The organism is Actinomycetes bacterium, from assembly GCA_036000965.1.
In the GTDB taxonomy this organism is placed as follows: domain Bacteria; phylum Actinomycetota; class CALGFH01; order CALGFH01; family CALGFH01; genus DASYUT01.
The window spans coordinates 23678-36006 of sequence record DASYUT010000277.1 but is presented as its reverse complement, the minus strand read 5'-3'; the positions used below and the strand labels follow the sequence as shown (position 1 = coordinate 36006).

Genomic DNA, 12329 nt, shown 5'->3' with positions numbered 1-12329 from the left:
GTCGGCGGTCACCACCGCCTTGTCGCCGACCTGGGACGACACCGGCGGGTCCACCCGGACCACGGTCGCCAGCGCGTACGGCCGCGCCGGCCCCCCAGCGTCAACCCGGGCCATGGCACAGGCGCTCTTGGGGGGCCGTGGGGGGAGCGTGTACCTGGTGGCCGCGGTTCCCCCCGAACCATGGCGCAGGCGCTCTTGGGGGGCCGTGGGGGGAGCGAGCTCCCCCCACATCGAACCAGGACCGCCGGTCGGGCACGCCACGCCAGAGCGAGTTCCCCCACATCGACCGAGGACGGCTGCTGCCCTCACCCTGCCACGGCCGAGCACATGAAGACCGCCCGTGCCACGTCGGCCGGCGGGGTGGTCCTGGCCGAGCCGCGGCCCGATGCCCCGGTCGCCCTGGTCGCTCACAGGTCGTCTCGAGGCGCGCTGCAGTGGACGCTGCCAAAGGGCCAGCAGGAGACCGGGGAGACGGTGGCCGAGACGGCCCTGCGCGAGGTGCAGGAGGAGACCGGGCTGGAGGTCCAGCTGCTCGGCCCGCTCGACACCATCGACTACTGGTTCGTGTGGGCTCCGGAGCAGACCCGGTACCACAAGTTCGTCCACTACTTCCTGATGCGGGCCGTCGGCGGCGACTTCGCCCTGCACGACGCCGAGATGGAGGACGCCAGCTGGTTCAGCCCCGAGCAGGCCCGTCGTGCCATGACGTTCGCGAACGAGCGCCGCCTGCTGGACCTGATCGCCGGCGCGCTGGCCGATCAGGGCGTGGCCGGGTGATCCGCCGGCTCGCCGCATCGCTCGCGGTGGCCGCCGTCCTGGCCGTTGCCGCGCCGGGCCTGGCCGCCCCCGCTCACGCCCAGCAACAGCAGCCCCCGGTCGTGACCGCCGGCCTGCAGGAGATCTCTCCCTGGGTGAACCCGCAGTCGCCGCTGCGGTGGCGGCTGCTGGTCACCAACCACGGGTCCGAGCCGCTGCGGAACCTGACCGTCCAGACCTGGGTGGGCGCGCCGGTCCGGTTCCGGTCCCAGTTCCAGACCCTGGTCGACGATCCCGGCCAGGCCGGCCTGCGCACCTGGCTGGACACCTTCGAGGTGCCTGGCGGCGTGGTCAGCCCCAGGAGCGCGATTAGTGTGAAGGGCCAGCCGGTCGCGCTGCCCGGGCGCGGCGACCTGCCCGGCGCCGTGCTCCCGGCGGCCCTGCGGGTCCGGGCCCAGACCAGCGCCGGGCCGGTGACCGCCACGGTCAGCACCTTCGTCGTCTACGTGAGCGAGCAGGTCCGCAACCGCCTGCACGCCGCCCTGCTCGTGCCGCTCCACGACCGTTCGCACCGGAGCTCGAGCGGGGACTTCGTCGACTCGAGCCTGGCCGTGCAGCTCGCCACCCGGGCGCCGCTCGGGGCGATGGCGGAGGAGCTCGCCAGGCCGGCTGCGGGGGGGGTGACGATGATGGTGGACGCCCTCCTTACCGAGGAGGCGACCGCGATGGGCGCCGCCTGGGTCGTCCGCACCCAGTTGGGTGTCAAGCAATACGCGGCGGGCAGCATCCAGTCCAAGACCTCGCAGCAGTTCATGGCCAACCTGCGCCGGGCGATCGGGCAGAACCGGCCGGGCACGATCGCCTACGCCGACGGCGACCTGCCCGCCCTGGCCCGGTCAGGGATGGAGTCCGAGGCGCTCGCCGCGATCCTGGCCGGCCGCCAGGCCATCCAGGCTCAGACCGGCGTCGCGCCCGACACCAGCCTGGCCTGGCCGGTGAGCGGCGCCATCGACGCCGCCACCCTCCGGCCGCTGGCCCGCACCTCGGCCGAGACCGTGGTGCTGGACGCCAGCCGGCTGGCCAGGCCCGCCGAGGGCGACGTCACCCCGAACGCCACCGTCAACCTGAGCGCGGGCGCCGGGCAGCCGCGGCTCGCCCTCGTCCCCGACCAGGCGCTGTCCGCGGCGCTGTCCGACCGCCGGGCCACGACCCCCCCGGCCGGCCGGCCGGCCACGACCACCCCGGCCGAATGGGCCCAGCGGGTCCTGGCCGAGACCGCCGTGGTCTGGCTCGAGCGGCCTGGGGGGAACCGGCCCGCGCCCCGGGGCATCCTGCTCGCGCCGCAGCAGCACACCTGGCGCCCGGCCCCCGCCTTCTTCCGGGCGCTGGTGCGCGGCCTGACCAGCGCGCCCTGGCTGCAGCTCGAGCACGCCACCGACCTGGCCAGCCAGGTGCCGCAAGGACCGGGCACGGGGTCGCGCCAGCTCGCGCCGGTCACCGCCGCCGAGGTGGCCCAGGGGCTGCCCCGCGACTTCCTGCGGGGCGTCGCCGGCGCCCGGGCCAAGCTGACCAGCTTCGAGCGTGTGGTCGGCCCGGACTACCCACCGCTCGCCGTCTTCGACCGCAACCTGCTGATCGCCGAGTCGAGCGACTGGCGGGGCAACTCGCACCAGGGCCGGCGCCGCTCCTTCGCCCAGTCGGTCGAGCTCGGCATCGAGGCGTTCTACCGGCAGGTGAGCGTCGAGAAGACCCGGTTCACGCTCACAGCCCGCCAGGGACCGATCCCGATCCGGGTCACCAACACGAGCGACCAGCGGCTGACCCTGGTGATCCGGGTGTCGTCGCCAAAGGTCGACCTGCCGGTGACCGCGCAGTCGTTCACCGTCGAGCCCAAGCGCGCCACCACCCAGACCGTGCAGGTGAGCACCAGGACGACCGGGACCTTCCCGATCCTGGTGGAGGTGCTGACCCCGGACGGAGCATTCACCGTGGCCAGTGCCGAGATGGTCCTGGTCTCGACGGCCTTCAGCAGGGTTGCCCTCGCCCTCACCGGCGGGACGGCCGGGTTCCTGCTCTTGTGGTGGGGCCGGCGCCTGAGCCGCCGACGCCCGCGCGGAGGCCGCCGGGTCAAGCGCCGACGCCCGCGCAGACCCTCCGGCCCCGGCGCCGAGGTCTCCGGAGCCGGGACCGCCGAGCCCGGCACCGCCGCGCCCACGGCCGCCGAGGCCGTGGGGCTGGGCGCCGGGACCGCCGAGGCCGTGGGGCTGGGCGCCGCCTGGGCCGCCGAGGCCCCGGGGCCGGGCGGTACCGCCTCCGCGTCCATGCCTGCTGGACCAGCCCCACCGCCGGGCCCGGGTGAGGAGGCGGGCCCGGAGCAGGAACCGGAGGAGCCGAGCCTGGCCCGCTCGACCGGGATCATGGCCGTGGGCACGCTGCTGAGCCGCGTCACCGGCATGCTCCGGGTGATCGTGCTGGTCGCGACCTTGGGCGTGGCCGAGAGCAAGCTGGCCGACACCTACAACGTCGCCAACACCACCCCGAACATCATCTACGAGCTGGTCCTGGGCGGGATCCTGTCGTCGATCTTCGTGCCGCTGTTCGTCGAGGTGCGCCGGACCCGCGGCCGGGAGGCGGCCTGGCATGTCGCCCGCTCGGTGATGACGGTGACGTTCGTCGTTCTCGGCCTGCTCGCGCTGGCGACGATGGCGTCCGCGCCCTGGATCATCAAGCTCTACATCCACGGTGGGGACCCGGTCCAGGAGGCCCAGGCGCAGCAGGTCGGCGGGCAGCTCCTGGCCATGTTCATGCCCCAGATCGTCTTCTACGGCGTCGGCGCGGTCATGACCGGGCTGCTGAACGCCAACCGGCGCTTCGGCGTGCCGATGTTCGCGCCCATCCTGAACAACCTCGTCGTGATCGCCGTCGGCGTCACCTTCCACCTGCTGGTGGGCAGCCAGGTCCCCCAGCTGGGCGAGGTCACCACCGGCCAGAAGCTCCTGCTCGGGCTCGGCACCACGGCTGGGGTCGTGGCCATGACGATGGTGCAGTGGCCGTTCTTGCGCAGGATCGGCTTCCGCTACCGCTGGGTCTGGGACGTGCGCGACCCGGCCATGCGCAAGATGGCCGCCCTGTCGGCGTTCACTATCGGCTACGTGGTCGTCAACCAGCTGCGCTACCTGATCACGCCGGTCCTCGCCTACGGCGTCAAGGGCGGCTACACCGCGTACACCACGGCGTTCATCTTCTTCCAGCTCCCCCACGGGGTGTTCGCGGTGTCGGTGATCACCGCCCTGCTCCCGCAGATGAGCGAGCACGCAGTCGCCAAGGACTGGGACGCGTTCCGGTCGGCGGTCTCGCGCGGGGTCCGGCTGACCGCCGCCGTGCTGCTGCCCGCAGCGGTCGGCTACCTGGCCCTGGCCGGGCCGATCGTGCAGCTGCTGCTCGTCCACGGCGTGGTGAAGCAGGGCAGCGACAGCCAGCTCCTGCTCACCCGCGTGCTGATCGTGTTCGTGCTCGGCCTGGTCCCGTTCTCGACCTTCCAACTGACCCTGCGCGCCTTCTACGCCCTGCAGGACACTCGGACGGTGTTCCGCCTCAACCTGGTCGCGGCGGCGGTCAACGTCGTGCTCGACCTGCTCCTGTTCAGCCTGCTGCCCACGCCGTGGAAGGTGCCCGGCCTGGCCGCGGGGCACGCGATCTCCTACACCGTCGGCGCGGCCCTGCTGCTCTCCGCGCTCTCACGCCGGATCGGTGGGATCGACGCCGGCCGCGTCATGGGCGCGGTCGCCCGCATGCTGGCCGCGAGCGTCGTGATGGGCGTGGTGGCGGCCGCGGCCGCCGGCGCGACCGGCCGCCTGCTCGGCCCTGGCCTGCTGGCCGACTTCACCGTGGTGCTCGCCGGCGTCCTGGCCGGCGTCGTCACCTACCTCGCCGCCGCACGGGGGCTTCGCATCGAGGAGCTCCGGCTCCTGTTCGCGATCGCGCAGCGCCGCCGGGCCCGCACCCGCGCCTGAGCGCACCGGCCCTTCCGGCCAGGCGGCGCCCCGGCCATGCGGCGCAGCGGCCCGGCGGGCGCACCGGCCTTTCCAGCCCGGCGGCGCAGCGGCGCTTTCCGGCCCGGCGGCGGCTCCATTTCCGAAATAGTCTCATTTAGCATAACGTATCGAAACTCCTGAAAAAAATAATCATCTCGATGTGCTTGAAATTTGCTCTCCGGGATGGGAGAACTTCCGCCTGCCGCAGCCCCGAGACCTGGAGCCTTCCCCTGCGCCATCTCCGGAACGCCCTGTTCGTGCTGGCCGCCCTCGGCGTGGTCGTGGGCGGAGTGGAGCAGCCGGTGAGCGCCGCGCCGCGCGAGACCCCGGCCCGCAAGATCACCCGACTCCGCGACGAGGCGGTCCGCGTCCAGCGGACCATCGACCGGATGAACGCTCAGGTCGGGCGGCTGGTCGAAGACTACAACGCCAACCGCGAGGCGCTCGACCGGACCCGGGCCGAGCAGCGCGCGACCGGGCAGCGCCTCGAGGTTGCCCAGCGCCAGCTCGAGGCGGCCCAGCTCCTCCTCGACCAGCGGGCCCGAGCCATCTACGTGCACGGGCCGGCGGCCTCGCTTGGCCAGCTGCTCGGCGCGGTCGAGATCCACGACGCGCTCACCCAGGTCAGGTACCAGTCCGGTGTGATGGACGCCGACAGCGAGGCGATCGCCCGGGTCGAGCAGGCCAAGCGAGTGCTCAACGCGGTCGCCAGCGACCTGGCCCGCCAGCGGCGTGCCCAGGAGGACCTGCAGTCCCGCCTGGACCGGCAGCGCAAGGAGATCGAGGCCCGCCTGGCCAGCCAGCGGAGCTACCTGGCGCGGGTCAACCGAGCCGTCAAGCGGGCCGTGGAGGAGGAGCGCCGGCGCCAGGAGGAGCTGCGCCGGCGCGCCCTCGCCCGCCGGCTCGCGGCCGAGCGGGCCGCCCGGGCCAGGGCGGCGAGGGCGCGGGCCAGGGCGCAGGGCGCGCTGTCGGGCCGGTCGGCCGGGTGGTGGGCCGACCCTGGGCTCGGACGGCACTCCTCCCGGACTGCGCGCCGTGCCGTGCGCCACGCGCTGGCCCAGCTCGGCAAGCCCTACGCCTGGGGTGCCACCGGGCCGGGAAGCTTCGACTGCTCCGGGCTGGTCATGACCGCGTACGGGCGCGCCGGGCTCTCGCTGCCCCGCACCAGCCGGTCCCAGTGGTACACGGGACCCCACGTCGACCTCGTCGACCTGGCACCGGGCGACCTGCTGTTCTTCGCCGACAACACCTCCGATCCGAGCAGCATCCACCACGTCGGCATGTACGTCGGCCGCGGCCTGATGGTCGAGGCCCCCTACACCGGCGCCAGCATCCGCATCAGCTCGATCGGCCGGTCGGACTACATCGGCGCCGTCCGCCCGACCGGCTGATGCCGCCTCCTTCCGGTCCATGGCCGGCAATGCTGCCGGGCCTTCCTGGTCGGTCGGTGCCGGCCACTCCTGGTCCGGACCCGGTCGGTGCCGCCTGCCGCCTCTCCTGGTCGGACCCGGTCGGTGCGCTGCGGCCCCTCCGTGGTTCGGACCCGGTCGGTGCGCCGCGGCCCCTCCGTGGTTCGGACCGGTCGGCGGTCCGGGCCCGGTCGGCGCCGCTGCCGGGCCTTCCTGGTCTCGTCAGGGGTCGGCACCGCTGCCAGCCCCGGTCCGGAAGGGAACGGGCGCGACCGCGGCCATCCGGATGAACGGAAGCTTCCCGGTGCACTAGACTGCCCCTGTCGCGATTTCCGGGGCCCAACGCCCCGCTGCCTCGCCTATGAGCATGTCGCAGGTCGGTTCCGGTCTGCCCCGACTCCTCGCTGAGCGCTACGAGCTCAGCGAACGACTCGCATCTGGTGGCATGACCAGCGTCTGGCGTGGTCACGATCGTGTTCTCGGGCGCGACGTGGCCATCAAGGTGCTGCACCCGGAACTGGCCGCCGACCCGAGCTTCCGGGCCCGCTTCTCCGAGGAGGCTGTGAACGCCGCCCGCCTCACCCACCCGAGCATCGTCGCGCTGTACGACACCGGCGAGCAGCACGGCGTCGCCTACATCGTCCTCGAGTGGGTCGAGGGCGCCAGCCTGGCCGAACTGCTCGCCAGGCACGGCCCGCTCCCCCCGGCCAAGGCGGCCCGGCTGGCCAGCGAGGTCGCCCTCGCCCTCGACTACGCCCACGGGGCCGGCGTGGTGCACCGCAACCTCAAGCCGGGCAACATCCTGATCTGCGAGGACGGCACGGTGAAGGTGTCGGACTTCTCGATCGCCAAGGCGGCCACCGAGGAGGATCCGGCCCGTACCGGCGAGATCCTCGGTGTCTCCGGTCACCTCGCCCCCGAGCTGTCCGAGGGCGACGAGGTGGACGGCCGTGCCGACGTCTACGGGCTGGGTGCCTGCCTGTTCGAGATGCTGACCGGCCGGGCGCCCTCGGTGGCCGGCCGCGGGGGCTCGAGCCCGATGGGTCCCCGCTCGATGCGGGCCGGGGTACCTCGCGAGCTGGACGCTGTAGTCACCAGGGCGATGGCCCGCGACCCCGACCGCCGCTTCCCGACCGCTCGGGCCATGGCCTCGGCGCTGGCCAGGTCGGCGGCCGCCGACGACGGGGACACGCGGGCGATCGTGCGCCAGCCACCCGATCCGCCCCGCGAGGCCCCCGGGGAGCCGGAGGAGAGCTTCATCCGCCACGAGGGGCGCTGGCTCGCCTGGACCCTGGTCCTGGTCGGGCTCGCAGCCGTGCTGGTGGTGGTCGGGCTCACCCTGTCCAAGACCGTCGGGCCGATCCTTGGCGGCAGCGGCAAGTCCAAGGCGGGTCCTACGACCACCGAGCGCGCCGTGCCGACCAGCGAGACGCTGAAGGTCAGTGCCGCGACCTCGTTCGACCCGTACACCACCGACGCCGACAAGCGGGAGAATGAGGGACAGGTCGGCAACGCGATCGACGGCAGCAAGGACGGCGCCTGGAGGACGTCCGGGTACAACGACGGCGACCTCGGACCGTACAAGCGGGGTGTGGGCCTCATTCTCGACCTGGGCAGGCCCCAGCAGGCCCGCTCGCTCGCCCTCACCCTGCTGACCGGGGGCGCCGAGGTGACTGTCTACGGCGCGAACGAAGAGGCCGGCCAGTATCCGGCGGACCTGGAGAGCGGCTGGAAGAGGCTGACCGCGACCGACGGGCGGGAGCGGTCGAGCAGCATCCAGCTCAGGGGCGGCCCCTACCGGTACTACCTGGTCTGGTTCACCAAGCTGCCCCGAGACAGCGACGGGAAGTTCCGCGACGGGATCGTCGAGGCGATCCTGCGGTCGTGACCGACATGACCGACGAGGAGCTGCTGGCCGCCCACCTGCGCGGCGACCGGTCGGCCTTCGGCCAGCTCGTGGCAAGGCACGAGCGACGCATCTACGGCATCTGCCTGCGCATGTTGGGCAACCGGGAGGACGCGCAGGACGCCGCCCAGGAGGCGTTCGTGGCCGCGCTGCGCCGGGCGTCGACCTACCGTCAGGCGGCCGCGTTCTCGACCTGGCTCTACCGGATCGCGGTCAACGCGGCCACCGACCAGGCCCGGCGGCGCGCGCGGGCCCGCACCACCCCGCTCGACCCCGAGGAGCAGCCGGGGCTGCCCCGCGAGGCGGTCGCCAGCGACCCGGGCGAAACGGTGGCCACCGCCGTCGCCGTCCAGTCCGCCCTGACACGCATCCCCGTGGACTTCCGGGTGGCCGTGGTCCTCTGCGACCTGCTCCGGCTGCCATACGCGGAAGCGGCCGACATCCTCGAGGTACCCGTGGGCACGCTCAAGAGCCGGGTCTTTCGCGGCCGGCTCGCCCTGGCCGAGCAGCTCAGCGAGCTCGGCCAGGGCGCTCCGGTGAAGCTGCAGGTGGTTAGCGGGCCAGGCCCGGCGGGAACCGGGACGCTGGCACAGGGGTCAGGCCAAGCGGGAACCGGGGCGCTGGCACAGGGGCCGGGCCAAACGGGAACCGGGGCACTGGCGCGAGCGTCGGAACCGGTGGACAGCCAACGACAGACCAGCGAGGAGTAGCACGGCCGTGCCCGACCACCCCGACCACGAGGAGCTCGCCGCCTGGCAGGCGGGCGCCCTGGACGAGCCCGACCAGGGCCGCACCGCGGCCCACGTGGCAGGCTGCCCGGACTGCGGGGCGGTCGTCGGGGCGCTCGAGGGCGCGCGCCAGCGGCTGGCCGTGCTGGACGAGCCCGAGCTGCCGGCCGGGTTCCACGACCGGCTGGCGGCGGCCGTGGAGTCCGAGCAGGCCCGCCGGGCGCCGCGCCGGCGCCCGGCCTGGTACCAGCGGCCGGCCACCTGGAGTGCCGCCGCCGCGGTACTGCTGTTCGTGGCCGGCGCCTTCGGCTTCATCCGTCTCACAACGAGCGGCAGCGACGGCGGTGGCACCAGCGCCGCCGCCCATGCGCCAGCGCAGGCCGAGGGTTCCGCCGAGGGTCGGAGCGGAACCGCGGGCGCGGGCGCCAGCGAGGGGCGGGCGGACCGGGGAGGCCTCACGGAGGTCCGACTGCCCGGCGAGTTCTCCCCGGCGAAGCTGCGGGCCGCCATGAGCGTCAACACCAAGGCGCGGGACGCCCTCCAGCAGGCCCGGTCCTCCGGGTGGACCCTGCAGAGCGGCAAGGACCACGGGCTGGGCGTGACGATGGAGCGGGCCGCCCCGGGCCAGCCCGCGCCGCCCCCGGCCGACCAGGCCTGCCTCGACCGGATCGCCTCGGCCGGCACGGTCCGGCCGGCGTTCGTCGCCATCAGCGTGTCCAACGGACGGGTGGTCAAGATCCTGGTCGCCTACGTCGGCGACCCTCCCCGCGAGGTGCGTTACTGGGCCTTCCCGGCGACCGGCTGCACCGGGGCGCCGCTCTTCTCGGGCGTGGCCGTACCCGCCAGCTGACCGAGACAACAGGACCGGCCCTGCACCCGGTGGCCTGAGCCTACGCCTCGTGGCGGCCCGCCCCGCGACGCTCGCTACCAGTTGACTCCGGCTCTGGCGAACGCCACGCCGCCCCCGACCAGGTAGAGCAGGAGCCACGCGGGCGCCCAGGGAACGCCCCCGAGCAGCGCCACCACGGTGCCAAGCCCGATGACCACGGCGGCGGCGGCCGCCACCCCGAGCCGGGCGTGGACGCGCCGACGGGTCGCCCAGCGCACGGCAGCGCCGACCAGGTACCCGTAGACGGCGGCGAGGAGGATGCCACGGAACGGGAGCAGGAGGAGCAAGAAGCCACCGGCGACAGCGGCGGCCAGCCCGGCGCCGAACGCCCGGGCGACCTGCGACGCGGGCGGCGTGCCCCTGGCCGCCTTCGGCTGCCTGGCGCAGTTCGGGCACTTCTGCCCAACCGCGGTCGTCACCATGCAGCGTGGGCAGATCGGGTCGCCGCAGTTGGAGCAGGTCAGCCTAGTCTCCACCCCGGGGTGGTTCACACAGGTCGGGGTGACGTCGGTCTGATCCGTAGTCATCTCCCTTTTAGCCTACGAGGAACTGGCCTGGTTCGCCCAGCCCGTGCGGTGCCAGATGGCGTCGGAATAGCGGTATGGGACAATCTGTTGGCATGGTCGCGCCTGGTTTCGCTGCCCCGTTCCTCGCGCACCCCAATCGAGGAGGCACCTGCACCTGATGGCCACGTCCCGTACCAGAACCGCGGTGCTGATCGCGGGCTCCGGCCCCGCTGGTCTGACCGCTGCGCTCTATGCCGCCCGGGCCAACCTGCGGCCCATCGTCATCGAAGGTGCCGAGGCGGGCGGGCAGCTCATGCTGACCACCGAGGTGGAGAACTACCCTGGCTTCCCGACGGGGATCCTCGGCCCTGAGCTCATGGGCAAGATGCGAGAGCAGGCGGCCCGGTTCGGCGCCGAGTTCGTCACCGCCGATGCCACCAAGGTGGACCTGTCCGGCCCGCGCTTCCGCGTCTGGGTGGACGACGAGGAGTACGCCGGCAAGGCGCTCATCGTATCGACCGGCGCCAAGGCGAAGATGCTCGGGCTCGAGTCCGAGCGCCGGCTCCTGGGCCGCGGCGTGTCGACCTGTGCCACCTGCGACGGGTTCTTCTACCGGGACCGCCCGCTGGTGGTCGTTGGAGGGGGCGACTCCGCCCTCGAAGAGGCCCTCTTCCTGACCAGGTTCGCGAACAAGGTGACCGTCGTGCACCGCCGCGACCGGCTGCGCGCCTCCAAGGTCATGCAGGACCGCGCCTTCGCGAACCCGAAGCTGGACTTCATCTGGAACTCCAGCGTGGTCGACGTGCTCGGCGACCAGACCGTCAGAGGGCTGCGCCTGCGCAACCTGGCCGACAGCACCGAGTCCGAGATCCCGGTCGCCGGCATGTTCGTGGCCATCGGGCACACGCCCAACACCGACCTGTTCGCGGGCCAGCTCGAGCTGGACGAGGCCGGCTACATCGCCGTCCGGGCGCCGTCGACGGCGACCAGCGTGGGCGGGGTGTTCGCGGCCGGCGACGTGGTCGACCACACCTACCGGCAGGCGGTCACCGCCGCCGGCACGGGTTGCGCGGCCGCCATCGACGCCGAGCGCTGGCTGGAGGCCCACGGCCACGACTCCGGGGCGACCACCGACAACTGGGACTGAGACCGGCCTGGCTGCACGCTTTTGATGTTGAGAGGAACCGTTCCCTGGGCTGAAACGTCGAGAACCGTCGGGCCGGACGCAGGAACGGAATACCAGCGCCGCCGTCGTTGTTGCCGGATCTAGATGTTGCGTCACGCGGTTCCGCCGCCCGCCGGGCGGCGGTGCCGTCCCATCGTTCGATGTTCGAGGAGGTGGAGATGCGAAGGGGATGACGCTCCCCACCGCATCATGCATATGAGCAGAGCCACGACGGTGACGGACTCCACATTCGAGGTGGAAGTGCTCCAGGCCGACAAGCCCGTACTAGTCGACTTCTGGGCTGAATGGTGCGGACCATGCAAGATGGTCGCCCCGGCCCTCGAGGAGATCGCCGGGGAGCACGAAGACAAGCTGGTGATCGTCAAGCTGAACGTGGACGAGAACCCCGACGTCGCTCGCCGCTTCGGCGTCATGAGCATCCCGACGCTGTCCCTGTTCATCGGCGGTGTCGAGAAGAAGCGCCTCGTCGGTGCCATGCCCAAGCGCAACATCGTCACCGAGTTGGCCGAGTTCATCGGCTGAGCACCTGCTCAGAGGTCCTGTCCGTACCTTGACGGGAACGCCCTGGTCGCTGGCCCGGGCTCCGGGCAAACTTCTGGTGTCCTGCTTAGGGCCTGCGGGTCAATAGCTTGGTCGTTCAGCGCCGACACACCGAGGTAAGCGGACTCGATCTGGCCAGGTTGTTGGGCGGCGAGCCCTTAGCGGACCGGTCGCGTAGGGCTCCCGGGTCGGTCGCGTAGGGCTCCTTGGGGCCAGGACTCGCGCACGTTGCCAACGTTCTCGGCTGCGATAGTGGTTGCGCTACCTATCCTGGTGGTCTGGTGGCGGCAGCTCGGACCTCGCCGGTCGTGTCTGGCCCTTGCCGGCTCGTGGCGGCGGCTGCCGGCTCGTGGCGACTACCGGCCGTGCCGTCTG

9 protein-coding genes are annotated in these 12329 nt (G+C 72.8%); 8 read left to right on the top strand and 1 reads right to left on the bottom strand.

Annotated elements, in window-relative coordinates; translation table 11 throughout:
- Positions 1 to 327: 327 nt before the first annotated feature.
- From VG276_24430 to VG276_24405, 6 genes are all read left to right on the top strand, one after another.
- On the top strand, positions 328 to 777 hold the full coding sequence (locus tag VG276_24430; protein ID HEV8652447.1) for an NUDIX hydrolase: 450 nt from the start codon (positions 328 to 330) through the stop codon (positions 775 to 777).
- Entirely contained in the window at positions 774 to 4769 is a 3996-nt protein-coding gene (murJ, locus tag VG276_24425; GenBank protein ID HEV8652446.1) for a murein biosynthesis integral membrane protein MurJ, read from the top strand. Before VG276_24430 ends, murJ begins: the two co-directional genes overlap by 4 nt.
- A gap of 323 nt (positions 4770 to 5092) precedes the next feature.
- Positions 5093 to 6181: an NlpC/P60 family protein gene (locus VG276_24420; protein HEV8652445.1), complete on the top strand. Its 1089-nt coding sequence runs from the start codon at positions 5093 to 5095 to the stop codon at positions 6179 to 6181.
- Between the two features lie 379 nt (positions 6182 to 6560).
- Complete coding sequence (locus tag VG276_24415; GenBank protein ID HEV8652444.1) at positions 6561 to 8087, top strand: protein kinase; 1527 nt, start codon at positions 6561 to 6563, stop codon at positions 8085 to 8087.
- Positions 8088 to 8092: 5 nt separating this feature from the next.
- Positions 8093 to 8815, top strand: a complete 723-nt coding sequence (locus VG276_24410; protein HEV8652443.1) for a sigma-70 family RNA polymerase sigma factor — start codon at positions 8093 to 8095, stop codon at positions 8813 to 8815.
- A 7-nt stretch (positions 8816 to 8822) separates the two neighbouring features.
- On the top strand, positions 8823 to 9683 hold the full coding sequence (locus VG276_24405; GenBank protein HEV8652442.1) for a hypothetical protein: 861 nt from the start codon (positions 8823 to 8825) through the stop codon (positions 9681 to 9683).
- A 74-nt stretch (positions 9684 to 9757) separates the two neighbouring features.
- On the opposite strand, the gene VG276_24400 is transcribed toward VG276_24405, so the two are convergent.
- A complete protein-coding gene (locus VG276_24400; protein ID HEV8652441.1) occupies positions 9758 to 10249 on the bottom strand; it encodes a hypothetical protein in 492 nt (163 codons plus the stop codon).
- A gap of 157 nt (positions 10250 to 10406) precedes the next feature.
- Between VG276_24400 and trxB the strand changes: the two genes are divergently transcribed.
- Both trxB and trxA read left to right on the top strand, forming a co-directional pair.
- Positions 10407 to 11375 (top strand): thioredoxin-disulfide reductase, encoded by a 969-nt coding sequence (gene trxB / locus VG276_24395; GenBank protein ID HEV8652440.1) that lies wholly within the window; start codon positions 10407 to 10409, stop codon positions 11373 to 11375.
- Positions 11376 to 11609: 234 nt separating this feature from the next.
- Complete coding sequence (gene trxA / locus VG276_24390) at positions 11610 to 11936, top strand: thioredoxin (GenBank protein ID HEV8652439.1); 327 nt, start codon at positions 11610 to 11612, stop codon at positions 11934 to 11936.
- Positions 11937 to 12329 lie beyond the last annotated feature (393 nt).